This is a genomic window from Agrobacterium sp. FDAARGOS_525, assembly GCF_003938925.1.
Taxonomy (GTDB): Bacteria; Pseudomonadota; Alphaproteobacteria; order Rhizobiales; family Rhizobiaceae; genus Agrobacterium; species Agrobacterium pusense.
On record NZ_RKIU01000003.1, the window covers coordinates 303,306 to 327,621 of the forward strand.

The 24,316-nt window shown below is 59.3% G+C and carries 26 protein-coding genes and 1 pseudogene; 10 read left to right on the top strand and 17 right to left on the bottom strand.

Annotation, left to right across the window (positions count from 1 at the left end; all coding sequences use genetic code 11):
- Both istB and EGT36_RS02670 read left to right on the top strand, forming a co-directional pair.
- Nucleotides 1–735 (top strand): IS21-like element helper ATPase IstB, encoded by a 735-nt coding sequence (gene istB, locus EGT36_RS02665; protein ID WP_003501246.1) that lies wholly within the window; start codon nt 1–3, stop codon nt 733–735.
- A 145-nt stretch (nt 736–880) separates the two neighbouring features.
- Nucleotides 881–1,521 (top strand): annotated as a pseudogene (locus EGT36_RS02670) (MBL fold metallo-hydrolase); the annotation flags it as partial.
- A 56-nt stretch (nt 1,522–1,577) separates the two neighbouring features.
- Here EGT36_RS02670 and EGT36_RS02675 read toward each other — a convergent pair.
- Both EGT36_RS02675 and EGT36_RS02680 read right to left on the bottom strand, forming a co-directional pair.
- Nucleotides 1,578–2,891: an MFS transporter gene (locus EGT36_RS02675; RefSeq protein ID WP_125270024.1), complete on the bottom strand. Its 1,314-nt coding sequence runs from the start codon at nt 2,889–2,891 to the stop codon at nt 1,578–1,580.
- A 211-nt stretch (nt 2,892–3,102) separates the two neighbouring features.
- The gene (locus EGT36_RS02680) at nt 3,103–3,672 is read right to left on the bottom strand and encodes a GNAT family N-acetyltransferase (protein WP_004443004.1); all 570 of its coding nucleotides are present in this window, start codon (nt 3,670–3,672) and stop codon (nt 3,103–3,105) included.
- Between the two features lie 295 nt (nt 3,673–3,967).
- Here EGT36_RS02680 and EGT36_RS02685 point away from each other — a divergent pair, with 295 nt between their 5' ends.
- Nucleotides 3,968–4,960: a glutathione S-transferase family protein gene (locus tag EGT36_RS02685; protein WP_037089971.1), complete on the top strand. Its 993-nt coding sequence runs from the start codon at nt 3,968–3,970 to the stop codon at nt 4,958–4,960.
- A 15-nt stretch (nt 4,961–4,975) separates the two neighbouring features.
- Here the strand turns inward: EGT36_RS02685 and EGT36_RS02690 are convergent, their stop codons facing one another.
- Nucleotides 4,976–5,467: an NUDIX domain-containing protein gene (locus EGT36_RS02690; RefSeq protein WP_006699445.1), complete on the bottom strand. Its 492-nt coding sequence runs from the start codon at nt 5,465–5,467 to the stop codon at nt 4,976–4,978.
- Nucleotides 5,468–5,532: 65 nt separating this feature from the next.
- On the opposite strand from EGT36_RS02690, the gene EGT36_RS02695 reads away from it, so the two are divergent.
- Complete coding sequence (locus EGT36_RS02695) at nt 5,533–6,498, top strand: metallophosphoesterase family protein (protein ID WP_006699444.1); 966 nt, start codon at nt 5,533–5,535, stop codon at nt 6,496–6,498.
- Between the two features lie 198 nt (nt 6,499–6,696).
- Here the strand turns inward: EGT36_RS02695 and leuA are convergent, their stop codons facing one another.
- From leuA to EGT36_RS02715, 4 genes are all read right to left on the bottom strand, one after another.
- On the bottom strand, nt 6,697–8,406 hold the full coding sequence (leuA, locus tag EGT36_RS02700; RefSeq protein ID WP_006699443.1) for a 2-isopropylmalate synthase: 1,710 nt from the start codon (nt 8,404–8,406) through the stop codon (nt 6,697–6,699).
- A 318-nt stretch (nt 8,407–8,724) separates the two neighbouring features.
- Complete coding sequence (brnA, locus tag EGT36_RS02705) at nt 8,725–8,967, bottom strand: type II toxin-antitoxin system BrnA family antitoxin (protein WP_004443014.1); 243 nt, start codon at nt 8,965–8,967, stop codon at nt 8,725–8,727.
- Nucleotides 8,927–9,217: a BrnT family toxin gene (locus EGT36_RS02710; protein WP_004443015.1), complete on the bottom strand. Its 291-nt coding sequence runs from the start codon at nt 9,215–9,217 to the stop codon at nt 8,927–8,929. The genes brnA and EGT36_RS02710 overlap by 41 nt, the downstream gene beginning before the upstream one ends.
- Nucleotides 9,218–9,253: 36 nt before the next feature.
- Nucleotides 9,254–10,432, bottom strand: a complete 1,179-nt coding sequence (locus tag EGT36_RS02715; RefSeq protein WP_037089759.1) for a benzoate/H(+) symporter BenE family transporter — start codon at nt 10,430–10,432, stop codon at nt 9,254–9,256.
- A 274-nt stretch (nt 10,433–10,706) separates the two neighbouring features.
- Between EGT36_RS02715 and EGT36_RS02720 the strand changes: the two genes are divergently transcribed.
- Nucleotides 10,707–11,789, top strand: a complete 1,083-nt coding sequence (locus EGT36_RS02720) for an esterase-like activity of phytase family protein (RefSeq protein ID WP_125270025.1) — start codon at nt 10,707–10,709, stop codon at nt 11,787–11,789.
- A gap of 79 nt (nt 11,790–11,868) precedes the next feature.
- On the opposite strand, the gene EGT36_RS02725 is transcribed toward EGT36_RS02720, so the two are convergent.
- Both EGT36_RS02725 and EGT36_RS02730 read right to left on the bottom strand, forming a co-directional pair.
- On the bottom strand, nt 11,869–12,513 hold the full coding sequence (locus EGT36_RS02725; protein ID WP_034498755.1) for an NrsF family protein: 645 nt from the start codon (nt 12,511–12,513) through the stop codon (nt 11,869–11,871).
- Nucleotides 12,510–13,058: a sigma-70 family RNA polymerase sigma factor gene (locus tag EGT36_RS02730; RefSeq protein WP_044459666.1), complete on the bottom strand. Its 549-nt coding sequence runs from the start codon at nt 13,056–13,058 to the stop codon at nt 12,510–12,512. The genes EGT36_RS02725 and EGT36_RS02730 overlap by 4 nt, the downstream gene beginning before the upstream one ends.
- Nucleotides 13,059–13,240: 182 nt before the next feature.
- Between EGT36_RS02730 and EGT36_RS02735 the strand changes: the two genes are divergently transcribed.
- Nucleotides 13,241–13,483: a pentapeptide MXKDX repeat protein gene (locus EGT36_RS02735; protein WP_004443022.1), complete on the top strand. Its 243-nt coding sequence runs from the start codon at nt 13,241–13,243 to the stop codon at nt 13,481–13,483.
- Between the two features lie 71 nt (nt 13,484–13,554).
- On the opposite strand, the gene EGT36_RS02740 is transcribed toward EGT36_RS02735, so the two are convergent.
- Nucleotides 13,555–14,136 carry an ATP-dependent Clp protease proteolytic subunit gene (locus EGT36_RS02740; protein ID WP_003523060.1) on the bottom strand — a complete coding sequence of 194 codons (582 nt, stop codon included), beginning with the start codon at nt 14,134–14,136 and terminating at the stop codon, nt 13,555–13,557.
- Nucleotides 14,137–14,369: 233 nt separating this feature from the next.
- Between EGT36_RS02740 and EGT36_RS02745 the strand changes: the two genes are divergently transcribed.
- Complete coding sequence (locus tag EGT36_RS02745; protein WP_125270026.1) at nt 14,370–14,960, top strand: HupE/UreJ family protein; 591 nt, start codon at nt 14,370–14,372, stop codon at nt 14,958–14,960.
- A gap of 100 nt (nt 14,961–15,060) precedes the next feature.
- On the top strand, nt 15,061–15,813 hold the full coding sequence (locus EGT36_RS02750; RefSeq protein WP_037089749.1) for a DUF2076 domain-containing protein: 753 nt from the start codon (nt 15,061–15,063) through the stop codon (nt 15,811–15,813).
- Nucleotides 15,814–15,838: 25 nt separating this feature from the next.
- On the opposite strand, the gene queF is transcribed toward EGT36_RS02750, so the two are convergent.
- The 4 genes from queF to EGT36_RS02770 form a co-directional block, all read right to left on the bottom strand.
- Nucleotides 15,839–16,303, bottom strand: coding sequence for a preQ(1) synthase (queF, locus tag EGT36_RS02755; RefSeq protein ID WP_004430149.1), 465 nt, complete (start codon nt 16,301–16,303; stop codon nt 15,839–15,841).
- A gap of 16 nt (nt 16,304–16,319) precedes the next feature.
- A complete protein-coding gene (locus tag EGT36_RS02760) occupies nt 16,320–17,222 on the bottom strand; it encodes a cation diffusion facilitator family transporter (RefSeq protein WP_125270027.1) in 903 nt (300 codons plus the stop codon).
- 159 nt (nt 17,223–17,381) lie between these two features.
- Complete coding sequence (locus tag EGT36_RS02765; RefSeq protein ID WP_037089746.1) at nt 17,382–17,780, bottom strand: glyoxalase superfamily protein; 399 nt, start codon at nt 17,778–17,780, stop codon at nt 17,382–17,384.
- A gap of 67 nt (nt 17,781–17,847) precedes the next feature.
- On the bottom strand, nt 17,848–18,951 hold the full coding sequence (locus EGT36_RS02770) for a branched-chain amino acid ABC transporter substrate-binding protein (RefSeq protein ID WP_004443027.1): 1,104 nt from the start codon (nt 18,949–18,951) through the stop codon (nt 17,848–17,850).
- Between the two features lie 286 nt (nt 18,952–19,237).
- On the opposite strand from EGT36_RS02770, the gene EGT36_RS02775 reads away from it, so the two are divergent.
- Nucleotides 19,238–20,413, top strand: coding sequence for a DUF3095 domain-containing protein (locus EGT36_RS02775; protein ID WP_037089968.1), 1,176 nt, complete (start codon nt 19,238–19,240; stop codon nt 20,411–20,413).
- Between the two features lie 128 nt (nt 20,414–20,541).
- On the opposite strand, the gene EGT36_RS02780 is transcribed toward EGT36_RS02775, so the two are convergent.
- Nucleotides 20,542–20,862: an ArsR/SmtB family transcription factor gene (locus EGT36_RS02780; RefSeq protein WP_003524068.1), complete on the bottom strand. Its 321-nt coding sequence runs from the start codon at nt 20,860–20,862 to the stop codon at nt 20,542–20,544.
- 263 nt (nt 20,863–21,125) lie between these two features.
- On the opposite strand from EGT36_RS02780, the gene EGT36_RS02785 reads away from it, so the two are divergent.
- The gene (locus EGT36_RS02785) at nt 21,126–21,953 is read left to right on the top strand and encodes an IS5 family transposase (protein WP_067489441.1); all 828 of its coding nucleotides are present in this window, start codon (nt 21,126–21,128) and stop codon (nt 21,951–21,953) included.
- 410 nt (nt 21,954–22,363) lie between these two features.
- Here the strand turns inward: EGT36_RS02785 and choV are convergent, their stop codons facing one another.
- Both choV and choW read right to left on the bottom strand, forming a co-directional pair.
- Complete coding sequence (gene choV / locus EGT36_RS02790) at nt 22,364–23,410, bottom strand: choline ABC transporter ATP-binding protein (protein ID WP_004443032.1); 1,047 nt, start codon at nt 23,408–23,410, stop codon at nt 22,364–22,366.
- Nucleotides 23,407–24,258, bottom strand: a complete 852-nt coding sequence (choW, locus tag EGT36_RS02795) for a choline ABC transporter permease subunit (protein ID WP_004443035.1) — start codon at nt 24,256–24,258, stop codon at nt 23,407–23,409. Before choW ends, choV begins: the two co-directional genes overlap by 4 nt.
- Nucleotides 24,259–24,316 lie beyond the last annotated feature (58 nt).

The following is a 24,316-nucleotide window of genomic DNA, read 5'->3' on the forward strand; positions in this document are numbered from 1 at the left end:
ATGGAACGATCCCAAATCCTCGACATGATGGGCACGCTGAAGCTGTTCGGCATGCGTAGCGCCTATGACGAGATCATGGCCTCCGGCATCAAGCGACAGCACGAACCGCCGCGCATCGTCGGTGACCTGCTTCAGTCGGAGATCGCCGAGAAGCAAGCGCGCTCCATCAAATACCAGATCACCGTCGCCAAGCTGCCGCTGGCCAAGGACATCGACGACTTCGACTTCACCGACACGCCGGTCAACGAAGGCCTGGTGCGCCAACTCGCAACCGGGGCCTTCCTCGCCGAGCAGCACAATATCGTTCTGGTCGGCGGAACCGGCACGGGAAAGTCTCACCTGTCCATCGCCCTTGCTCGTGCTCTGATCCGCAATGGCGCACGCGGCCGCTTCTTCAACGTCGTCGACCTCGTCAATCGGCTCGAGACGGAGGCACGTAGCGGCAAACAGGGACGGCTGGCCGACTTCATCACCAGGCTCGACTTCGTCATCATGGACGAACTGGGCTATCTCCCATTTGCCCAGGCGGGCGGCCAGCTCCTCTTCCACCTCATCAGCAGGCTCTACGAGCGGACGTCCATCATCGTCACGACGAACCTGGCCTTCGGCGAGTGGCCGGCCGTATTCGGCGACGCCAAGATGACCGCCGCTCTGCTCGACAGGCTCACCCACCATTGCGAGATCGTGGAAACCGGGAACGAATCCTGGCGCTTTAAAAACCGCTCTCAAAGCTAAAGCCGAAAAGACAAACAACCCGCGCCCGCAGGCCCTTGCGCTAAATGGAGAGCCCCGGGCCTACGCGCGCTGACCCGATGCAACTAGAGGCAGGGGTCCCTTTTGGGAGCCGATAAGGGGTCCCGTTACGACGCCGATTGACAGCACCGGCTCCTATCTTGGCCCAAGCCTCGGCAGGCTCGTCGCCAATATCGAAGCCTCGGGCTACAAAGCGGATGAGATAGATGATGTCGTTCTCACCCATATCCATACCGATCATTCCGGCGGTCTCTCCGCGGATGGCAAGCGCGTCTTCGCCAACGCGACCCTGCGCGTGAACAAGCGCGAAGCCGCTTTCTGGCTCGATGAGGCGAAGGCCAAGGCAGCACCGGAGGCGCTGAAGAAGGGCTATGCCGAAGCCAAAGAAAGCATCCAGCCCTATATCGATGCCGGCAAGTTCGAGACGTTCGGCGACAATGCCGCGCCGGTTCCCGGTCTCGGCTCAGTCCTTTACGCCGGCCCACGCCGGGCCACAGCGGCATCGTTCTCGAAAGCAACGGCCAGAAAATCGTCTTCTGGGGCGATATTACCCATGGCGATATCCTCCAGTTCGATGAACCCGATGTCGCCGTCGCATTCGACGTCGATCAGAAGGCAGCCGTCGCCACGCGTGATCTGGCATTTAAACAGGCGGTGGAAGGCAAATATCTGGTGGCAGGGGCGCATATCGCCTTCCCCGGCATCGGTCATGTGCGCACCGACAGCACCAATTATGATTGGCTGCCGGTGAATTACACGACGCTATAAAGCCGAACAGAATGGCCTGATCCTCAAGGGTCAGGCCATCGTCCCGCACTGACACCCTATGTCAGCGCCACCTGGCGCGTTTCCGCATTGATCATCGTCGCCGCAATGGCGGCCAGTACCAGCAGCCCGGCAAATATGCCGATCGCGACACCAAAACCCTGCGCAATGGCATAACCGAGGAGTGACGGCGCCAGCAGGCCGCCAAGCCGCGCCATCCCCCCTGCGGCACCCATGCCGGTTGCCCGTGATTCCGTCGGGTAAAGTTCCGGCGTGAATGCATAGAGAGCGCCCCAGGTGCCAAGCAACGCAAAGCTCATGATGAGAAGCGAGGCGGCAATCATCGCACCGCCGGAAGCAAGCGTGAAAAGCAGGCATCCGAGCGCGGAGAGCAGGCAGAAGCCGATCAGCGTCGGCTTGCGACCCCACTTTTCGACACCATAGGCCGCAAGCGCGTAACCGGGGATCTGTGCCAGCGCCACCAGCACAAGGAAACCATAACCGCGCACGAAACCGAAGCCATCTCCCGCGAGCTTCGCCGGCATCCAGGTGAAGACGCCGTAATAGGAAACGGAGACGAGAAACCAGATGGCGAGGATCATGATGCTGCGTTGGCGCAGCGCCGGTGAAAATATCCCCTGCCCCTTGGACACTTCAGGCTGGAAAAGCCCTGTCCCGGCATCGAGCGGGGCGCGGCCATTCGTGGCCAGCATACGGTTGACGACGGCCTTTGCTTCCTCCGACCGACCCGTGCGCAGGAGATAAAGCGGCGATTCCGGCACGAGAAAGCGAAGGCCAAGGCCGAGGACAGCCGGGAACGCGGTTACGGCAAAGATATATCGCCAGGCATCGGCAACACCGGCAAGGCTGGCACCCCAGGCTGCAAGCGCCACGATCAGCGTCCCGACAGCCCAGAAACCTTCCAGAAAGACAAGCCAGCGCCCACGATTCTTGGCGGGCAGGAATTCCGCCATCATCGCATAATCCACCGGCAGCGTGCCGCCCACGGCGGCCCCGGTGAGAAAGCGCAGGACAAGCAGAATGGTGAAATCCGGCGAGAATATCGAAAGCACGCCGAACAGGGCATCACAGGCCACCGTGACGATCAGCACCCGGCGACGGCCGTAACGGTCCGCCAGCCGTCCGAAACCCGCAGCACCCAGCAACATGCCGAAAAAGAACGCTGTTCCGGTCTGCAGCGCCTGCGGCACCGTCAGCCCAAAGGTTGCGGCAATTGAGGCCGCAGTGAAACCGACGGCCAGAACCTGCATGGCATCCGCCGCCCAGACGAGGCCGAATATGCCCATCAGCCTGCGCTGATAGGCGCCTGCGCCCGCGCGCTTCAGCGCATCATTCATGGTGATTGCCGTCATGCCTCGTCCCTTCGCAAAAACCGACTTTCACTTGCTATCGTATGGGGGGAGGAAACGGAATTGAATTCTGTGGAGGGAGACGCGTTGTTTCGAAACAGGCTACTGGAAGAAGATTTCAGCCCAAAGACTTGACCTGGCTGCATTCCGGCTCAAGGCCGGAATGACGGGGCTTATGTTGCGCTAAGAAGCAAAAAGCTCTTCGGATATCCCGTCACCCGTAAACCCGAAGAGGCGCCTCGAAACCCTCATCTTCCACTGTCGCGGCCGGCATCACGGCCTCGCATTTGCGCCAGCCGATATTGCCCTTCAGCCGCTGGTGCACGTCATTGCCAAGCGGCACGACCAGCACCCGGTTCGGATCAACCGGCCCCGGAAAATCAAGCGCCGCATAAGCGACTTTCTCGAACCCGAGCGGCATGTAATAGGGCGGATCGCCGATCAGTATCACGGCTTCGGAGCCCTTGCGCCTTGCCGCCGCGATGGCGATCCGGACGAGTTCCCGGCCGATGCCCTTGTTCTTGTGAGAGGGCCGAACCGCAAGCGGGCCAAGCATATGACCCTTCACATCGCCTGCCAGAACCGGCGTCATGCGCACCGAGGCAATCGTCTCGCCATCATCGGCGCAGACGAAGGAGAGCGACCGGTCATGCGGACCCTGCTCGCGGATGCGTGCTGCCGCACGGGTGTGCCGGCCGGGGCCAAATGCTTCTTCGTTGATGACTTCGATGATGGCGTCGTGCGACGCGTCCTCGGTGAGGTAGACAAGATCGTGCTTGGACATGAAGAGACCGAAACTTCCAGAATGCGGATGCGACAATAGATGACGGCTGCGCCGGTTAGGGCGTTCAGGAGCGTCAGCGTCGTCGGAGCATCCGTAGTTCGATCATAATCAAAAATTTCCTCAGATTTGTGAAAATCGCAATTATCAGGAATATAACGACCCGTCCAGAACAAATCTCGTCGCCGCCCCATTCCAGCTCTGCAGCACGGAAACGCATTGTTCAATGCCTTGCGGGTTCGCGACAACGAGTGAAACGGGTAGGGTTGCCGCCAAGGAAACAATCAAGGAGATCGTCATGGGCATGCTGGTGGAAGGCGTATGGAAAGACGTCTGGTACGACACCAAGGAAACCAAGGGGCATTTCAAGCGCAGCGCCTCGCAATTTCGCAACTGGATAACGGCGGATGGCGCACCCGGCCCTTCAGGAGAAGGCGGCTTCGCGGCGGAGAAGGACCGTTACCACCTCTATGTCTCCTTCGCCTGCCCCTGGGCGCACCGAACCCTGATTTTTCGCAAGCTGAAAAAGTTGGAAGAGCTTGTTTCGGTCTCGGTTGTCGACCCTTTGATGCTGGAAAACGGCTGGGAATTTAAGCCTGAAGGTGAGCGGACGCCAGGTGCGACCGAGGATCACCTCTTCGGTTCATCCGCGCTCTGGCAGGTCTACACCAAAGCGGATCCCAAATATTCCGGCCGCGTGACCGTGCCGGTGCTCTGGGACAAGAAGCGCGGCACCATCGTTTCCAACGAATCGGCGGAAATCATCCGCATGTTCAACTCCGCCTTCAACGACCTCACCGGCTCGCAGACCGATTATTATCCCGAGACGTTCCGCGCCGAAATAGACGCGTTGAACGACGTGATTTACGACACCGTCAATAACGGCGTCTACAAGGCTGGCTTTGCCACAACGCAGGATGCCTATCAGCAGAATGCGGTCAAGGTCTTCGAAACGCTGGACATGCTGGAAGACCGGCTGAAGCACCGCCGTTTCCTGTTCGGTTCGGAGCAGACGGAAGCGGACTGGCGCCTGTTCACCACGCTGGTTCGGTTCGACCCCGTCTATGTCGGCCATTTCAAGTGCAATATCCGCCGCATCCACGACTATCCGCACCTCACGGGTTACCTGCGCGATCTTTACCAGACGCCGGGCGTGCCTGACACGGTCGATATGCGCCATATCAAGGAACATTATTACCGCAGCCACCGCACCATCAATCCGACAGGCATCGTGCCCATCGGCCCCGAGCTGGACCTGACAAAGGCCCATGGCCGCGACCCGCTTTCCTGACGAGGGTGGACACTGCTACCAGTGATCGGCGAGCGCCGCCTCGCCGGCAAGTTCTGCAAGGCGGCGACGGGTTGCGCCCGTCACCCCTTCGGGCAAATTTGAAAGATCGAAAAAGCCGCTTTCGGCAATTTCATGATCCGGCTTTTTCGGCTTGGTCTGGGTAACCTCAAGCCGATAAAGCGCGACATGGTCGCGATTGCTGCCTTCCAGATTGAGATAAACATGGAAAAGCTCAGGCTTTGACGTGGCTTCGAGATTGCCTTCCTCCCGAATTTCCTTGTGAAGCGCCGCGAGCAGGGTTTCACCCCGCTCCACCCCTCCACCCGGCAGATACCAGCCCGGCAGATAGGTGTGGCGGACGAGGAAAATCCTGCCGGTTCCATCATAGCAGGCGGCACGCACGCCAAGAGTTGCGCCGCGCGTGAACAGAAAAACGAAATGCAGCAAACGAATGAAGACGCGCATATGGAACGGACGGGCCTGCCGCCCGGTTGTCTCGTCATTCACCCTGTTTCTCCCCGCCTGCCGGCTTTTGTTGGACGTGCGGCATATCATAGGTTATCTCTGCCGCCATGTTCAAACTTGCGCATATTTCAGACGTCCATTTGGGGCCACTTCCAAAACTCACTTTTCGCGAACTTGCATCCAAGCGTATCACCGGTTTCGTCAACTGGCATCGCAACCGCCGCAAGCATCTCTTCACCGATACGCTGGAAAAGCTGCTGGACGATCTGGAGACAAAATCACCGGATCATCTGGCTATCACCGGCGATCTCGTCAATCTTGCGACCGGCATTGAAATTCGCGCCGCCGCCGACTGGCTGGAAGAGGTGGGTGACCCCGAAAAGACCTCCGTCGTTCCCGGCAATCACGACGCCTATGTGTCCGGCGCGCATGACAAGGCCATGCAGGCCTGGTACCCCTATGTTCGTGGCGATGGCGACCCTGCCGAGTGGGACGACGACCGCAAGATATTCCCCTATATGCGCGTGCGCGGCCCCATCGCGCTGATCGGCTGCTCCACATCAATTGCGACGCCACCTTTCTCGGCCACCGGCTATTTCGGCAACCGGCAGGCGCGCGCCACCGCGGAACTGTTGAAAAAAGCCGGGGAACAGGGGCTGTTCCGCGTCGTGATGATTCACCACCCGCCGATCCGTGGCGCCGCCCCAACGCACAAGCGCATGATCGGCATACGCCGTTTCGCCGCGGCGCTAGGCGTCGGCGGTGCGGAGCTCGTGCTGCATGGCCATACACATTTGAACACAGTCTATTGGCTGAACACGCACCATGGTGAAGACCACATTCCCGTGGTCGGCATCGCCTCTGCTAGCCAGGGGCCCGGTGGGGAAAAACCGCGCGCGGCCTATAATCTCTTCAACATCTCCGGCGGTCCCGGCACCTGGAACGTGACCTGCGAGCGGCACAGCCTCAATGAGACGGCAACCGGTGTCGCGCTTGAGGATATCAGGGTATTTTATGAAAACGGGCGGCCGCTGGGGTTTTCGCGGCCTGCGGAGCAGAGCCCGGAGGATTGAGAGGTAGGAGGTTGGGGCTACCCCCCTCTGCCCTGCCGGGCATCTCCCCCAAGGGGAAGATCAGCAGGAAGCGCTACCGCCATTTCATTCACAAACGTTGAGATGGGCGAGACCTGTCCGCGATTCGATCTCCCCCCTTGAGGGGGAGATGCCCGGCAGGGCAGAGGGGGGTGCTTTGCCCCACCCTCAACGCAAGCCTTACTTCGCCCGCTCTTCCAACACTCGGTTGGCCGCAGAAACGATCGCTTCTAGCGAAGCCGCAACGATATTCGTATTCACCCCTGCCCCGAACAGCTTGCCGCCCGGATGTTCCATCTCGACATAAGCGATGGCCGAGGCATTCGAGCCGTGCTGCAGCGAGTGCTCGGAATAATCGTTCACCGAGAGATCAATGCCGAGATAAACCGACAGCGCATTGATGAACCCGTCGATCGGACCGGTCCCCTTGCCTTCAATGCGCTTCACCTCACCATTGTCGGTGATCTCCGCGGCAACGATGCGCACGCCCTTGAAATCGCCGGCCGGATAGGTGTGGTGATCGACGAATTTGAGGCGCGCATTCGGCTGCGTCACGTAGCGCTCGATAAAGCGCTCATAGATGCGCTTGGCCGGCAGCTCGACACCCTCTTCATCGGTGATGCGCTGGATATCCTCGCGGAACTCCACCTGCAAATTGCGCGGCAGGTTGATGCCGTAATCCTGCTGGAGGATATAGGCGATGCCACCCTTGCCGGATTGCGAGTTGATGCGGATGATCGCCTCGTAGGAGCGTCCCACATCCTTTGGATCGATCGGCAGATACGGCACTTCCCAGACGGGATGATTGGCGACCTTGATCGCCTTCATGCCCTTGTTGATGGCGTCCTGATGCGAGCCGGAAAACGCCGTGTAGACCAGTTCGCCTACGTAAGGGTGGCGCTCGGGGATCGTCATCTCGTTGGAATATTCATAGACCGCCTTGATGCGCTCGATATCGCGGCAGTCCAGCTCAGGATCCACACCCTGCGTATACATGTTCAGCGCCAGCGTCACGACATCGACATTGCCGGTGCGCTCACCATTGCCGAACAGGGTGCCTTCAACGCGGTCCGCACCCGCCATCAGGCCCAACTCGGTCGCCGCAATGCCCGTGCCGCGGTCATTGTGCGGGTGGAGCGAGATGATGACGTTTTCGCGGTTGTCGATATTGCGGCACATCCATTCGATCTGGTCGGCATAGATGTTCGGCGTCGCCATTTCCACCGTCGATGGCAGGTTCAAGATCAGCTTGTTGTCGGCCGTCGGCTTCACAACCTCGACCACGGCGTTGCAGATTTCCAGCGCCACTTCCAGCTCGGTTCCGGTAAAGCTTTCTGGAGAATATTCGAAACGGTAACCGCCGCCAGCCTTGGCCGCCATGTCGGTGATCATCTTGGCCGCATCGACCGCGATCTGCTTGATACCGTGCACATCCTTGCCGAACACCACGCGGCGCTGCAGTTCCGATGTCGAATTGTAGAAATGGATGATCGGCTTGTTGGCGCCTTCCAGCGCTTCGAAGGTGCGGGTGATCAGTTCCGGGCGGCATTGCACCAAAACCTGCAACGAGACGTCATCGGGCACATTGCCCTCTTCCACGCACCAGCGGGCGAAATCGAAATCCGTCTGCGACGCGGAAGGGAAACCGATCTCGATTTCCTTGAAACCCATTTCGAGCAGCAGCTTGAACATGCGGGCCTTGCGGTCGTGACCCATGGGGTTGACCAGCGACTGATTACCGTCGCGCAGGTCCACCGAACACCAGATCGGCGCCTTGGTGATCGTCTTGGAAGGCCAGGTGCGGTCGGGGATGTTGATCGTGGGATAAGGGCGATACTTCACGCTCGCGTCGGTCATGCCCTTGGAAACAGTGGTGGTCTTGGCGTCCATGTCGCTTCCTCCTTGCGCCATCCGCGGGCTTCTTCAAGCCATCGGCGGATGCGCGGCCCTTGAGGGCCTAAATCCAGTATAAAATGAGATTTCGAGATGAGGAGCGTTTGCACCAGCGGGCTTTCGGCCGCCGGGCGCTCCTCACTGGACCCGGCAACCGCGTGTAAGGTCGAGGCTAAGAAGCGAGAGTGCACCGCACGGCGAGGCCTTCGCAGAAATCTGCGCGCTCATGCCGGAAATGGTTGCGATGCTGTTGCTCATGGCGATGTGTATAAACAGCGGCTGGCGGTCTGACAAGTGATCTTGTGCGGTGCAGGCCTATTTTGCGTGTCGGCCGATCTCAAGCCTTTCCGCGATCCACAATTTGACAAGCGACTGCCGGGTCACCCCAAGTCTCCGAGCCTCATTGTCCAGGTCGTTGACGACCCACGTCGGAAAATCGATGTTGACACGTTTGGGCTCGATATTCAGATGCCGCGCCGTTGTCCAGTCGAGATACTCACCGATGTCCTCGCCATCATCAGCCATTCTGTCGAATTCTTCTGCGCTTATTGTCTTCATAATGATGCCTCTCTAACTCACGGGCGCGCCGAACGGAAATGATTCGAATACGCCCATCCCGCAGCGTATGCACTGCGAGCCATAATTTGCCGCCGAGAAGAGCGATGAGCGCAAACCGCTCTTCACCGACGCCCAGCGCGGTAACGGTCAAACCGAATTTGTCGTGCCACAACGCCTGAGCATCGACAAAATCAATCCCGTGCTTGTCTTTATTGCCAGCGCTCTTGGCCGGATCAAATTCGAATTCTATGAGAATATAATATAAAAACTATACCATTTCCACTATCTAACCACGCCTTACCAACCGTTGCAACGCCATCATCAACCCGCCGCCGATCAAGCCCCAGAAAGCACCGGAAACGCCGCCGAAGGAGAGGCCGGAGGCCGTGATGAGGAAAGTGATGGCCGCAGCCTCGCGGGTTTCGGGGTCCTTGAACGCGGCGACCGCTGAGCCGGAAAAAGCGCCGACCAGCGCCAGCCCCGCCACCGCCTGAATGAGGATAGGCGGCGCAAGCGCCACGAAGGCCGTGACCACGCCGGCTAGCAGACCGAAAATAATATAGCCGACACCGCCGATGATCGCCGCCCAATAGCGCCGCTTTGGATCAGGATGGGCATCCTCGCCCGCGCACATCGCCGCCGTTATTGCCGCAAGATTGACCGCATGGCCGCCAAAGGGCGCGGAAAGCAGCGAGAAAAAGCCGGTCGCGGCGAAAAGCGGGCCGGGCTGCGGGTCGTAGTGATTGACCTTCAGCACCGCAATGCCGGGAATATTCTGCGAGGCCATGGTGACAATGAAGAGCGGCAGCGCGATGGAGACGACGGCATGCAGGCTGAAGACGGGCGTTACCCATTCCATCGGCGGCGTCAGCGATTGCGCGACGCTGTCGAACGCACCCGCCGGAATATCGACGCCGAAAATCATCACCAGCACGAAGGCGGCAAGGGCCGCAGGTACTGCAAACAGCCGCCTGAAAGCCCCCACGACAATCCACGCCAGAATGATCGGCAGGCCAAGCGCCGGGTTGAAGCCGATCGCCTTGATCGGGGCGAAACACAGGCCGATGATGACACCCGACAGCATGGCATTGGCGAGTGGCGCCGGAATGGAGGCAACCGCCCGACCGAGCGGCTTGAACAGGCCGGCAACGATGATCAGGACGGCGCAGACAATGAAGCCGCCGACAGCCGCAGGAAAACCGCCCTCGATCACGCCCGTCGTGGCCAGAAGTGCGGCGCCCGGCGTCGACCATGCAATGCTGACCGGCAGCCGGGTGGCGGCGGAAAGAACGATGGCGCAAAGCCCCATCGCCACCGAAAGCGCCATCAGTCCCGACGCGGCCTCGAAATCGGTCGCGCCCACGGCTTTGAGGCCCTGCAGCACGACGGCAAAGGAACTGGCGAAACCGACAAAGGCGGTGAGGCAGCCCATGAACAGGCTCTGGACGGAAAAATCTCTCAGCATGAAGCACTCTGCGGCCTGCTGCCCGTCGCAAGAAACCGCAGCGATCTGCACTGGCGACGGACACGAACAAATTTGAAGCGTGAAGCGCGAATCTGAAGATAGCAGCACGCTCTGGATGAAGCATGGCTATATTCAGGATCAAAAAAGACGGGGCTTGGCAAGATGAACCGCCGGACTTCGGGTACGCCGGCATGGAAAACGTCATCAAAGTTTAGCGGCAGCACGCTAATCCTCCCTGCATCGCAACGGATCATCCGCCACAGGAGGGAGCTTCATGTATCGTATCGTCACCATTGCAGCCCTGGGTTTTGCAGCCCTTCCGGCGGCTGCCCAGACCCTGCCGCAGCCGGCCTTTCTGGGCCAGATCGTCGTTCCCTCCGGCCTCGCCATCGATGGCGTCACCTTCGGCGGGATCTCCGATCTCGCTTTCGACAGCGAAACCGGGCGTTATCTCGCAATTTCCGACGACCGCGTGGAAAAGGGCCCGGCCCGTTATTACGAGCTGGAACTGGCGGTGTCGGAAGGCGTCGCCACCCTCAATATCGCCGCCATGCATGAATTGAAGGATGAGACCGGCGCGGCCTTCGCTCCCAAAGGCATCGACGCAGAAGGCATCGCACTCGACCGCAAGGGCGGCAAGCTCTATTGGTCTTCGGAACGCGACCTGAAAAACCAGCCGGCGATTTATGTGGCAAACCTCGATGGAAGCGATGTCAAACGGCTGGCGCTGCCCGACGCCTATCTCATCGATGACGCGAAGACCAGGGGCTTGCAAAACAATCTTGGCTTCGAAGGCCTGACGGGGACACCTGGCAGACTGATCGCCGCCACCGAAAATGCGCTCACTCAGGATGGTCCGAAGGCGACGCCGCAGGCGGGCAGCCCGGCCCGTATTCTCGTCATCGATACCGCGACCCTGAAGCCGGTCGCTGAACATGTCTATGTGACGGAGGCGATCTCCAACACACCGACAGCCGCCGAGCCGAAATACAATGACAATGGCCTCTCCGCTCTTGCGGCCCTGCCGGACGGGCGCCTCGTCGCCGTCGAGCGCAATTTCGCCTCCGGGGTCGGCAACCATATCCGCTTCTTCGTCGTCGACCTCTCCCGCGCCGAGAATGTTCTCGGCAAGGACAGGATCGATCCGGCATCCGTGGCCGCTGTTTCCAAATCGGCATGGTTCGAAATCAAGGAAGGCGACTTCGGCCTCGACATAGACAATATCGAAAGCCTTGCTTTTGGACCGGTCGTGGATGGCAAACAGCTCTTTGTCATCGCCTCGGACGATAATTTCAACCCGGGCAAGCAGTTCACCCAGTTTGCAGCCTTCGCAGTGCCGGCAAACCTCGGTCAGTAACACACGATAAGGATCGTGCCGGCCCCTGACAGCCCACAGCGCCGGCATGAGCGGACACGACACAACAGGAAACCTGCCTTCACCAGCGGAGAAGACGTGAACCGGCGAAGGCCCCGATCAGACCGGTGAGGAGAATACCCAGCGAATACCAGATCAGCACGAAGGCCAGGCCGTTTTCGCTGCAGAACCAGGAATAGACCCAGGCTCCGGCCGCTCCGGCCGCAAGTCCCGCAGCAAAACCTGCCAGGGCGGGATCGGCAGGAGCAGATCGTTTGAGAGCGGCAAAATTCGCAAAAAACACCGGAACAGAAAAGGCGACGATCAAGAGCGGGCAATGCAGGGCTGAAGAACCCAGGATGAGCCTGCGGTAGGCTTCAGGCAGGGCAAATCCCAGTTGCACGAAGGCCATCACCGCCATTGCCGAAACGATCACCGCGATCCCGACAAACAGGCAGCTTCTTTCTCCCTCCGGCCGGGCAAGACGCCTGACCGCGAAAAAAGCGACCATCGCCAGCAGGGCATTGTAGAAAGACTTCACCCAGAAAGCTGGCTCGCTCACCGCATCCCGCATATCGCCGCGCGGTCCCAAAATGATGAACATCAGCAGAAGTGAAACGCCAAGCGCCGGCAGGGCTGCAAAGGCCAGCCGACGCTCGAGCGCAAAAGCCGGAACGGGCCTGAGATCTGCTGCCAGTCGCTCGATAATATCTTCCGTTTTCTTCACGTGTCGCCTCGCAACTTCGCCGCCAGGGTTTTTAATGTCCTGTGAATGCCGACTCGTGCCGCAAGCTCGGTCTGGCCGGTTTTTTTTGCCGCTTCGGCAATGGACTGCCCTTCAAGCTTCACGCTGCGAATGAGCTCGCGTTGCCGCTCCGGCAAATCCTCGAGCAACCGTTCGATATCCATCCGCGCGGTGACGGCGTCGACAGACCAATCCGCCTCCAGGGTCTCATCCAGCTCCACCTCCCCCCGCATGCGCGCGCCCCTGCCGCGATAGTGATCGATGAGCTTGTAGCGCGCTATCGAAAAAAACCAGGCCGTGAACGGTCTTGAGCGATCATAGGTCGCCCGCTTCGCATGCAGCGACAATAGCGTTTCCTGCACAAGATCTTCCACTTCTGCCCTTGAAGCGGCGCCCATGCGCCGACCGTAGTAAGCGGTCAGCAGCCGGCGCAGGGCATGAAGCAAATGCCTGTAGGCGCCTTCGTCCCCGTCGAGGGAACGCAGCATCAGCGTCTTTAAAGTGTCTTCTGAAAGGCTGCCTGTCATTGTCACTATCGGGTTATTCGCGGTCGGCAGCATATTGTTACACGGTGGTTTGAAAAATCTCGCCCGAAGATGTTGTCACAAACGTGTGAAGCTGTAACGACCGCCCATTTCTCCCGAATGGACAATCGTGATCCCCGACATGATGCCGGCGGACATTCGATAACGTCCAGAGGAGACCCTTCATGACCCGCATTTTCACCGCCGTTGCCGCCGCCTCCCTGCTCTCTACTGTTTCCCTCACGGGCATCGCCCATGCCGACGGCATGAAGACAGACGCCATGAAGCCCGACGCGATGAAAATGGAGACGATGAAAAAAGATGGCATGTCCGTGACCGGCAAGAAGGCCTGCATGCACAAGGCCGGTATGGAAATGGACAAGATGAAGAAAGCCGACATGATGAAGGCCTGCGATATGATGAAATAACAACGGCCCGAAAGGAAAAAGCCCGCATCGGTTTTCACCGATGCGGGCTTTATCGACTGAAAATCCGGAACTCAGAGTTCCGACTGGCTTTCGACGATCTTGCCGACGAGGCCATAGTCCTTGGCCTCTTCCGCGCCGAGCCAGTAATCGCGATCGATATCCTTGGCGATCTTTTCTTCGCTCTGGCCGGTGGCCTTGGAGAAAATCTTGATCAGGCGCTGGTTCATCTTGATGATTTCGCGAGCCTGGATTTCGATGTCGGACGCCATGCCGCGCGTACCGCCGGAGGGTTGGTGCAGCAGGAAGCGGGTGTTCGGCAGGCAAAGGCGACGTTCTTTCGGCACCGAAACATAGATCAGCGCGCCGGCGGAGGCGACCCAGCCCGTGCCGATGATGTAAACCTTCGGCTTGATGAACTTGATCATGTCGTGGATGGAATCACCCGATTCGACATGACCGCCCGGAGAATTGACGTAAACGCGGATGTCGTCGTCGCTGGCGGCGGCAAGGGCCACGAGCTGCGTGCAGACCTTCTGCGCCAGTTCCTGCGTGATGCCACCATAGATGAAGATCGAACGCGACTTGAAAAGATTCGCTTCCGTTTCCTTGCCGATCGGCAGTTCCTTGCTCTTGTCGTCTTCGTCTTCGTTCATCAACGGCTCTCTCCAGCAAAATTCGTGCATGCCCTTCGGACATAGTGCGACTTGTTACGTAAGGCAATGAGCAAAAAAGACAAGGTTCGCGCCCGAACAATAAACAGCACCCCCGGCAGATGACGCATGGACAGCTCGTTCGTCTTCGCGATATCGTCAGCGTCTCATTGCAGTGCCGCACGCTGCGGAACCCCAAGACAGCAGGTGAGCGGCGATAATCTTAAGAGGGAACCATGCTGAAAAGACTAAGCCTTGCAGCCGCCGCGCTCGGCCTTACCACCCTGCCCGCTTTCGCGCATTTGACCCCGGAAGAACACGGCTCCTTCATGGCCGGTGTGTCTCACCCCTTCTTCGGTGCGGATCATATTCTGGCGATGGTGGCGGTCGGCATCTGGGCCTCCCAGATTGCTGTCGCGCAAAGTGACCGAAGGGCGCTCTGGATCGTGCCCGCCGCCTTCGTCGGCACCATGGCTGTGGGCTTCCTGATGGCGGTTTACGGCATCGACCTGCCCTTCGTCGAACCCGCCATTCTCGCCTCCGTCATCGGCCTTGGCCTTCTGGTCGCCATGGCGGCAAAGCTTCCCACCGCAGCAGCCGCGGCCGTTGTCGGCGCTTTCGCGCTTTTCCACGGCCATGCGCATGGCGGCGAACTCGGCAGCGCGGGCGCGCTGCAATTCGGCATCGGCTTCATGATCGCCACCGCCATCCTGCACCTTGCCGGCATCGCCCTCGGTCTCGGCATCACCCGCTTCGGCTCGGTCGCCAGCCGCACGGTTGGCGCGCTCACGGCGATTGCGGGCCTCTCGCTCGCTTTCGGCGGCTGAGGATCATTACCGAAATTTAAAATTCGGACCGCTTTGAAAAGCCAAAATTGTGGCCTACCTCCTTATCGTAGAATTTCGCTTCACGGTAAGGAGGCAGCACATGTCACCGGAAGAAAGCCAGCTTCTCAAGGGCCTGTTCGAAAGAACCAAGGCCGCATCCGCCACCCCGCGTGACCGCGAGGCGGAAACGTTGATCGCAGACGCCGTGCGCGATCAGCCCGAAGCTCCCTATTATCTCGCTCAGGCGGTGATCGTGCAGGAGAAGGGACTGGAAGCGGCAGCAGCCCATATCAAGCAGCTCGAAGAGCGCATCCACGCATTGGAAAGCGCCAACCCGGCCCCTCAGGCCGCAGCGCAGGGCGGCTTTCTCAGTTCCATCTTCGGCAGCGGCCAGCCGCAGCCGCCAGCTCCGACACCAGCACCTGCTGCTGCCGCGCCGGCCTCGTGGCGCAACGATACCGCTGGCCAGACGACCGGTCCGTGGGGATCGCAGGCAGCCCAGCAGCAGCCCGGTGGACCGTGGGGTCAGCAGCCGGCAGCAGCCGGCCGATCTGGCGGCGGTTTCCTGCAGGGCGCGCTTGGCACCGCAGCCGGCGTTGCAGGTGGCATGCTGCTTGCGAATTCGCTGAGCGGCATCTTCGGAAGCCACATGTCGTCGCTCGGTCTCGGCTCGCCCTTCGGCGGCAATAGCGGCACTGGCAATGCGCCAGTCGAAGAAACGGTCATCAACAACTATTATGGTGACAGCGCGAACCCGCAGGATAACAATGACGACGATATCCAGCAGGCCGATTACGACGACAGCGCCGATGATGCTGATTTCGATTCAGGCGACGACAGCTCGTTCGCCTGAACTTTTTATCCTTTAAGGAGCCGGATCAGCCGCGGCCGCGATAAGTGGCAACGCCCTGATCCGGCAGCCACACGCCCTCGGGCGCCGGTCCGGTCTGCCAGAACACGTCGATCGGAATGCCGCCGCGCGGATACCAGTAGGCGCCGATACGCAGCCACTTCGGCTGCAGCAATTCCACAAGGCGCTTGGCAATATAGACCGAGCAATCCTCATGGAATGCGCCATGGTTGCGGAAGGACTGCAGGAACAGCTTCAGCGACTTCGATTCCACCAGAAAGTCGCCGGGAATATAATCGATGACGATATGGGCGAAATCCGGCTGGCCGGTCATCGGGCAAAGCGAGGTGAATTCGGGCGCGGTAAAGCGCACGACATAATCGGTGCCGGCATTGCCGTTGGGCACCTTTTCGAGAACGGCCTTTTCAGGGCTCTCTGGCGTATCGACCTTCGTGCCCAGCTGCGACAGGCCGGAAACATCCGTCACGGACATGGAAAACTCCTGTTTTTTAAACGATCACTTTGACGCCATGCGCCTTTTCGCCTTCCGGCTCGACGTGAATGGCAAGGCTGGCGCCCGGTATGACGTCCCTTATGGCATCTTCAAGGCGGTCGCAAATATCATGCGCCTCACGCACCGTCATGATGGCAGGAACGACAACGTGAAAATCGATGAAGGCGGCCGAACCGGCGCGGCGGGTTCTTAGATCATGGACACCGATAATGCCACCGGAATTGGCTGCGATCGCCTTCTTGATCGCCTCATCCTCCTCGGGCTCCACTGCCCGATCCATCAGGCCACCCAGCGAATGCAGGATGACCTTCGAGCCCTGAAATAGAATGTTGACGGCCACGAGAATGGCAAGCGCGGGATCGAGAATGGCATAGCCCGTCAGCAATGCCAGGACGAGGCCGACAAGTACGCCTGCCGATGTCACGACATCAGACATGATGTGGTGGCCGTCCGCCGCAAGCGCCGGCGAAGAATGCTGTTTGCCGACGCGGATCAATATCGTCGCCCAGACAGCGTTAATGATCCCGGCCGCGGCATTGATGGCAAGACCAAGTACCGGCGCTTCCGGCAGTCTCGGATTGAAGAGAGCTCCCCAGGCCTCCTGCACGATCAGCAGGGCGGCGACAACGATCAGCACCCCTTCGACAACAGCGGAAATATACTCCGCCTTGTGGTGGCCGAACTGGTGGTCGTCATCGGCGGGCTTCTGCGCATAACGAATGACGAAATAGGCGATGAAAGCCGCGACCACGTTGACGGTCGATTCCAGACCGTCGGACAGCAGCGCGACCGAGCCGGTAACCCACCAGGCCACAAGCTTGAGGCCGAGTACACCGAAAAAAAGCGGAATGCCCCAGAATGCGAGCTTCCTGACCAGCGCATTGCCTTCAACGTTCATTTTCTGTCCCCGTGCGGATGCGAACGAATTGCATGACCGATTGCCAAAACGCACGAACCGCGCGCACGGGGTCTCCGTGCGCGCGGTTCGCTATTTGAGCGTTCTATCGTTCAAACGAGGATCAAGGTCAAGGGCCTTGCGCTCGCGTCCAAAACATCACTATCCGCTTTTCTGCTCGCAGAAACGAATGCGGTTGCCGAAGGGATCGGTCACTTCCATCACATTACCCCATGGCAGTTCTTCAACGCCGGGCTTCATGAAGCGATAATCCTTTGCCGCCAGTTCCCGCTGATAGGCGAGAACGCCATGCATCGTGACGAAGACGTTGGAGCCCGGCGTCGCATCGCCGTGGTGGCCGCTGAGATGCAGCCCCATTCCGACGCGTGAAATCTGCATGTAGAGCGGGAAATTTTCGCCGAAGCGGTGTTCCCACTCGACCTCGAAGCCGAGAAAATCGATATAGAACTCCCGTGCCTTGGCCTCGTCGAACATCCTGAGGATGGGGAATATCCGCTCTAAAGCGATATCTCCGTCTATGCGCGTCCCGGCATCGGCCATGCTGCCTTCACCCTCTTCAGGCCATAAAATGAAACCGGCCGCAACGGGTGCGGCCGGTAAGGTCAGCTTATTCGGCTGCGACGATCTTGCCGTCCTGCCACTTGAACAGCGAGAAGGTCTGCGAGGTCAGGTCACCGCTTTCGCCATAGGTGACCTTGCCAATTGCGGTCGGGAAGGCTTCACCGCTCTTCAGGACCTTGGCAACCGCTTCGGAATCCTTGGCGCCAGCCTTTTCGATGCCGGCCTTCAGGACTTCGACAGCCGCGTAAGCGTTGAGCGTGAAGGCTTCCGCCGGAATGTTGGCGGCCTTCAGCGCTTCCGCAGCAGCCTTGGAATCAGCGTTCTTCAGCGCGTCGGAAGCATTGGTGAAGATCGTGCCTTCGCCAGCCTGCGAACCGATGTTCCAGAACTCGCTGTTCGACAGGCCGTCACCGCCGATAACGGCAGCCTTGGAGCCGATATCCTTCAACTGGCGCACCAGAAGACCGGCTTCCGGATGGTAACCGCCGAAATAGATGATCTCGGCATTGTCGGACTTCAGACGTGCCGTCAGCGCGCCGAGGTCCTTTTCGCCGGGCGTCAGGGCATCGTAGAGAACTTCGGTCACGCCGCCGGCATTCAGCGTCGCCTTGAAGGCATCTGCCAGGCCTTTGCCGTAAGCGCCCTTGTCGTGAATGATGGCGACCTTCTTGTCCTTGAGGTTGGCGAGAACGTATTTCGCCGCAACCTCGGCCTGCTGGTCATCGCGACCGCAGGTGCGGAAGACGTTGGAAAGGCCGCGGTTGGTAAGGCCCGGCGCAGTCGCCGTCGGCGTAACCATCAGCACGCCGTTTTCGGCAAAGACGTCCGAAGCGGGAATGGCGACGCCGGACGTCACCGGACCGACGACGAAGTGAATGCCTTCGGCAACCAGCTGATTCGCGGCTGAAACGCCCTGCTTCGGCTCGCCGCCATCGTCGGCCAGCTTCAGCACGACCTGTTCGCCGAGGATGCCGCCCTTTTTGTTGATTTCATTGACTGCCGTCTGGGCGCCGTTCTTGACCTGGTCGCCATAAGCGGCGACAGGACCGGTGAGCGGCGCAATCAGGCCGATGACGATTTCGGCATGGGCAAGGGGTGCGAATGCGAAGGACGCTGCAAGCGTCACGCTGGTCAATGTCTTCAGTTTCATCCTGGTGTCTCCTTAAAGGGGGTCGCGGGACCCGGTGAGCGCCATGGGCGCCGACCGAATGAAACTATCGGACGCCTCCCGGCGAAAACTCGTTCCATTTTTGAATTCCGAGCCTTCCACTCAACTCATACGGAAGGATTGATGATCTATGCAAGTCACCTTTGCTGGATTAGGTCTATTAGAGGTAAATCAAACGCGGAGCGGGCCATGATCCTATCACTCCGAAGCACGGTATCGACCCATGGAAATGCTTGGCGTTTGGCCGCCGCTGGAGGATAATCGCGGCATGATCACAGCAGATGACGAATTTCTGACGGGCCTGCCCGTTTTCCAGCGCTTTGAGGACGTGGTTGATCCGGCGCTTTATCGTGCCCTGCCACCGGGATGGGGGCTTGCCATCGCCGATATCGTCGATTCAACGACGGCGATCCAGACCGGCCGATACAAGGCGGTGAACATGGCCGGCGCGGCTGTCATTTCCGGTGTGTCGAACAGTCTCGGACGTCACGACCTGCCCTTCGTTTTCGGCGGCGATGGCGCCGCCGTCACCGTGCCCCCGGGCGGGCTGCCGCTTGCCAGCGCCGCTCTTTCTTCCGTTCAGCGTTGGGTGAAGGACGATCTCGACCTTACGATGCGGGTAGCGCTGGTTCCGGTTGAGGATATTCGTGAGAATGGCTTCGATGTGCGCGTCGCGCGTTTTCAGGCAAGCGACGATGTATCCTATGCGATGTTTTCAGGTGGCGGCAATAGCTGGGCCGAAGCACGGATGAAGGAAGGCCTTTATATCCTGCCCACCGCAGCCGCAGGCGAACGCCCGGATCTGACCGGCCTCTCATGCCGTTGGAATCCCATTCCGGCGACCCGTGGCAAGGTTGTATCCATCATAGCGGTGCCGGGGCCGTCGCGGGACATGCCGGCATTCCGCAAGCTTGTTACCGATCTTGTCGATCTGGCCGAGCAGGACGGAAGGCATGGCCACCCCGTGCCTGAGGAGGGCCCGAAGCTCGGTTTCGTGCGGGAGGGACTGAATCTCGAGGCACGCGCAGGAGCGGCCCATCGCGACGTCTGGGGCCAGTTGCGCCGTTCGTCCCGTATTCTCGGCGAGACCCTGCTTATCAATTTGCTCGGCTTGACGGGTCTTTCGCTCGGACGGTTCAATGCGGAGCGCTATCGGCGCTCCGTCGCCAGCAATACCGATTTCAGGAAATTCGACGACGGTTTGAAGATGACCGTGGATATCGACGGCGCAAGGCTCGAAAAAATTCGCGACCGGCTTGAGCAAGGCCGCCTGTCTGGAAGCTGTTATTTCGGCCTGCATGAGCAGGACGCCGCATTGATGACCTGTATCGTACCCTCCCCGCTTTCACGGGATCACATGCATTTCGTGGACGGCGCTGACGGCGGATACGCGGCTGCAGCAACCCTGCTCAAGCAGCAGATGCAGGCTGTGCCCGCCCGCTGATCGCACCCGGCGCAAAGACCAGCGCGCTCCTTGCGGGATCACCCGCCCGGTCAGGTAACTCACAAACGAAAAACCGGCGTCAAGCGCCGGTTTCAATTCAATGCTGCCGGAGGCCTGACGGCCCCGGATCAGGCGGCTGTCTTGCTGCTCTTCTGCGCCTGGCAATAAATTTCCTCAAGGGAGGCCAGGATTTTCTTAACGGATTCGGAGTTGCTGGAATAATAGATGGTCTGCGCATCCCGTCGTGTCTTTACCAGCCGCTGGGCCCGCAATTTCGAAAGATGCTGCGAAAGAGCGGACTGGCTGAGACCAACCTGAGAGGCGAGAACACCGACCGGCACTTCCGTATCCACCAACGTGCATAAGATCATCAGGCGCTTGGGATTCGCCATCGCTGAGAGCAAGTCTGCAGCGGCGATGCTATGTTCCGACAGAGATTGGTTATCCATACGCTCAAGTCTCCTGATGACAGTCGGAAAGACGGTCATGGTGGCTATTATAGGTGTTCCAAAAGGTGTTTTTATAATTCGGTGGAAACGTTGTATATACCTAAATCTTGCTTATATCGTGTCCCTTTCAAAGACTATTCTTCACTAATTATCCATCTAAGAGCCTGATCCGAAATTAAGTTGAGTGGTGTCAGCGGGTTAGCTTGACGCCATCCCAAGTCGCTGATTCACGGGGTTTTGCAACAAACTTCCGGAGTTCGACGATGTGGACCGACACCACTCGGGCGCAGTATGCCCGTGCACAGCTGACTTTGCCAAGCGATTTGACTGACGCGGAATGGGCCGTGCTGGAGCCGTTTCTTCCGCAGCCTTCACAGGTTGGGCGTCCGCGGAAGTGGCCGCTGCGGCGCATCGTCGAGGCGATCCTGTATCTGCTGCGCGGAGGGCTGCCTTGGCGGATGTTGCCGCCCTGCTTTCCTCCGGTCTCGACGGTACGACGCTGGTTCTACCTGTGGCGCGACAATGGTCTGTGGCTTTCGCTCAATCATGCTCTGCTTCTGATCGGCCGGGAAGCGGCAGGGCGCGAAGCGTCGCCCAGTGCAGGAGTGATCGACAGCCAGAGTGTCAAAACCACCGAGAGCGGCGGGCCTCGGGGCTACGATGCGGGCAAGAAAATCAAGGGGCGCAAGCGCCACATCCTGACCGACACAGACGGCAACCTGGTTCATGCTGTGATCCACACCGCCGACATCCAGGATCGCGACGGGGCACCGTTCGTCCTCGCCGAAATAATCCGCCGCTTCCCGTGGCTGCGGCACGTCTTCGCCGATGGTGGGTATGCCGGTGACAAGCTCCGGGAGGCACTGCGCAAGATCGGAAAGAGCAAATGGACCATCGAAATCATCAAGCGGTCCGACGCCGCGAAAGGCTTCGAGGTGCTGCCGCGCCGCTGGGTGGTGGAACGAACCTTCGCATGGCTCAGCCGCAACCGACGTCTCGCCAAGGACTTCGAACAAACCATCGCCTCAGCAACCGCCTGGCTGTTCATCGCATCAATCCAGCTCTTCACACGCCGTATCGCAAGAGCATGAAATTACACGAGATAGTTTTGAATCAGACTCTAAGACACTTCACCTAAAATATCGGCGTTCTGCCTGATTTTTATCCCATTGACAATAAAAACATGTATTAGAATAAGTATTCATAAGCAACAAATGATAAAAATTTCAGCTCCCAAATCACCATAACCCGCGACCGATTTTGAGGCTTTAAGCTTATACCACCTTAAATTTAGCAACGGGCTACAGAATCTAGTTTTACTTTGCGCAATTTTCTCGAAATTTGCAATATGGTTTTTATTAGTAATAATTTTCATGCATAACTTATGATGTCAAAGATACTCTTTCCAACACGGGGAAGGTAACTTGCCCGAAATATCTGCGGAAAAACAAAAGGGACCCCCCGGTGAGGGAGGTCCCTTTTGTTTCCTGGCAAAAGCCAGTTATTTTTTGCGATGACGGGTCAGCCCTGCCACGACTTCGTCAGCGGAAATCGTGCCGACGATTGCGCCATTGTCGACGACACCGATTGCGCCGGAATGTTTGGCCAGCGCATCGAGAATGTCGATCAGGGGGGATGACGGGCGGGCGGTGGCCGCGACGGTCATCTGGCCGTTGCGCTCATCTACGCCCCGCTTCATCACATCCGCAGCGGTCAGCATGGAGATCGGGTTCATATTCTGCACGAAATCCGCGACATATTGCGTGGCCGGTTGCTTGACGATCTGCTGCGGCGTCCCGCACTGGATGATGCGTCCGCCTTCCATCATGGCGATACGATTGCCGATGCGGAAAGCCTCATCCAGATCGTGGCTGACAAAGAGGATCGTTTTCTTCAGCCGGCTCTGGAATTCGAGAAGCTCATCCTGCAGGCGGCTTCTGATAAGGGGGTCGAGCGCCGAGAATGGTTCGTCCATCAGCAGGATCGGCGCGCCGGTGGCAAACGCTCTCGCCAGTCCCACACGCTGCTGCATGCCGCCGGAAAGCTCTCCCACCTTGCGGTCGGCCCAGGCGGAAAGATTGACCAGTTCGAGCTGCTCGGCCACCATGCGTTTGCGCTCCGCTTCCGGTACGCCGGAAAGCTCGAGCCCGAAACCGACATTGTCGGCCACGTTACGCCACGGCAGAAGACCGAATTGCTGGAACACCATGGAAACCGTATGCATGCGCAGGTCGCGGAGCGATTTGGCCGTTGAGCGATAGGGATCGACAAAGCCGGTCTTGGTCTTCACCCCCACATTGCCACGTACCACGGGCGCAAGCCCGTTGACGGCCCTGAGCAGCGTCGACTTGCCCGAGCCGGAAAGCCCCATAAGCACGAGTATCTCGCCTTCGCTGACGGACAGCGATGCATTGGCGACACCGAGCACCAGCCCGGTCTCGGCATTGATCTCGTCGCGCGTACTGCCCCTGTCGATCATCGGCAGCGCGGCATCGGGCCGGTCGCCAAAGACGATATCGACATTTCCGAAGATGATGGCGTCACTCATAGATCATCCTCCGTACCGGGAAGGCGGAAAAGCCGGTCAAGAACGATCGCCAGTATGACGATGCACAATCCCGCCTCGAAGCCCATGGCGATATTGACGGTGTTCAAGGCGCGCACGACAGGCACGCCCAAACCATTGGCGCCGACAAGCGCGGAAATGACCACCATCGACAACGACAGCATGATCGTCTGGGTAAGACCGGCCATGATCTGCGGCGCGGCGAAGGGCAGCTCCACCTTGCGCAGCACCTGCGACGGCGTTGCTCCGAAGGCGACGGCCGCCTCGACCAGCGCCGGCGGCGTGGAGACAATGCCGAGGCGTGTGAGCCGCACCGGAGCCGGAATGGCGAAGATGACGGTGGCGATCAACCCCGGAACCATGCCAAGGCCGAACAGCACCAGCGCCGGAATGAGATAAACGAAGGTGGGGATGGTCTGCATCAGGTCCAGCACCGGGCGCATGCCGGCATAGATCCATTTGCGCCTCGCCGCCAATATGCCAAGCGGTATGCCGATGATCATGCACACGGCGCTGGCGGCAATCACCAGCGCCAGCGTCTCCGTCGTCGCTTTCCAATAGCCGAGATTGATGATGAGCAGCAGGCCGAGTGCGGTGAAGACGGGCATGCCGATCGAGCGTCGCGTCCAGGCCGAAAGCGCCGTGACAATCGCCACGATGACCAGCGGATGCGGCGCCTGGAGCACATAAAGCAGGGCGTTGATGACGCTTTGGAAAATGAAGGAAAGCCAATCGAAGAAAAAAGCGAGATTGCCGGTCAGCCAGTCGATGGCCTCCTTGGCATATCGGCCGACGGGCAGGCGGTTTTCAGGAGCGCTGAGCCATTCCACGGTAAGAAAAGACCTTTCTTAAACAAATGCAGAAACAACGACCGGCAGACGGCGGCCG

What these genes read in the sequence shown, in the direction of transcription:
- istB (WP_003501246.1), top strand. Translation starts at nt 1, where the DNA reads ATGGAACGATCCCAAATCCTCGACATGATGGGCACGCTGAAGCTGTTC.
- EGT36_RS02675 (WP_125270024.1), bottom strand. Translation starts at nt 2,891, where the DNA reads ATGACGGCAATCACCATGAATGATGCGCTGAAGCGCGCGGGCGCAGGC.
- EGT36_RS02680 (WP_004443004.1), bottom strand. Translation starts at nt 3,672, where the DNA reads ATGTCCAAGCACGATCTTGTCTACCTCACCGAGGACGCGTCGCACGAC.
- EGT36_RS02685 (WP_037089971.1), top strand. Translation starts at nt 3,968, where the DNA reads ATGGGCATGCTGGTGGAAGGCGTATGGAAAGACGTCTGGTACGACACC.
- EGT36_RS02695 (WP_006699444.1), top strand. Translation starts at nt 5,533, where the DNA reads ATGTTCAAACTTGCGCATATTTCAGACGTCCATTTGGGGCCACTTCCA.
- leuA (WP_006699443.1), bottom strand. Translation starts at nt 8,406, where the DNA reads ATGGACGCCAAGACCACCACTGTTTCCAAGGGCATGACCGACGCGAGC.
- brnA (WP_004443014.1), bottom strand. Translation starts at nt 8,967, where the DNA reads ATGAAGACAATAAGCGCAGAAGAATTCGACAGAATGGCTGATGATGGC.
- EGT36_RS02715 (WP_037089759.1), bottom strand. Translation starts at nt 10,432, where the DNA reads ATGCTGAGAGATTTTTCCGTCCAGAGCCTGTTCATGGGCTGCCTCACC.
- EGT36_RS02720 (WP_125270025.1), top strand. Translation starts at nt 10,707, where the DNA reads ATGTATCGTATCGTCACCATTGCAGCCCTGGGTTTTGCAGCCCTTCCG.
- EGT36_RS02730 (WP_044459666.1), bottom strand. Translation starts at nt 13,058, where the DNA reads ATGACAGGCAGCCTTTCAGAAGACACTTTAAAGACGCTGATGCTGCGT.
- EGT36_RS02735 (WP_004443022.1), top strand. Translation starts at nt 13,241, where the DNA reads ATGACCCGCATTTTCACCGCCGTTGCCGCCGCCTCCCTGCTCTCTACT.
- EGT36_RS02740 (WP_003523060.1), bottom strand. Translation starts at nt 14,136, where the DNA reads ATGAACGAAGACGAAGACGACAAGAGCAAGGAACTGCCGATCGGCAAG.
- EGT36_RS02745 (WP_125270026.1), top strand. Translation starts at nt 14,370, where the DNA reads ATGCTGAAAAGACTAAGCCTTGCAGCCGCCGCGCTCGGCCTTACCACC.
- EGT36_RS02750 (WP_037089749.1), top strand. Translation starts at nt 15,061, where the DNA reads ATGTCACCGGAAGAAAGCCAGCTTCTCAAGGGCCTGTTCGAAAGAACC.
- queF (WP_004430149.1), bottom strand. Translation starts at nt 16,303, where the DNA reads ATGTCCGTGACGGATGTTTCCGGCCTGTCGCAGCTGGGCACGAAGGTC.
- EGT36_RS02760 (WP_125270027.1), bottom strand. Translation starts at nt 17,222, where the DNA reads ATGAACGTTGAAGGCAATGCGCTGGTCAGGAAGCTCGCATTCTGGGGC.
- EGT36_RS02765 (WP_037089746.1), bottom strand. Translation starts at nt 17,780, where the DNA reads ATGGCCGATGCCGGGACGCGCATAGACGGAGATATCGCTTTAGAGCGG.
- EGT36_RS02770 (WP_004443027.1), bottom strand. Translation starts at nt 18,951, where the DNA reads ATGAAACTGAAGACATTGACCAGCGTGACGCTTGCAGCGTCCTTCGCA.
- EGT36_RS02775 (WP_037089968.1), top strand. Translation starts at nt 19,238, where the DNA reads ATGATCACAGCAGATGACGAATTTCTGACGGGCCTGCCCGTTTTCCAG.
- EGT36_RS02780 (WP_003524068.1), bottom strand. Translation starts at nt 20,862, where the DNA reads ATGGATAACCAATCTCTGTCGGAACATAGCATCGCCGCTGCAGACTTG.
- EGT36_RS02785 (WP_067489441.1), top strand. Translation starts at nt 21,126, where the DNA reads ATGTGGACCGACACCACTCGGGCGCAGTATGCCCGTGCACAGCTGACT.
- choV (WP_004443032.1), bottom strand. Translation starts at nt 23,410, where the DNA reads ATGAGTGACGCCATCATCTTCGGAAATGTCGATATCGTCTTTGGCGAC.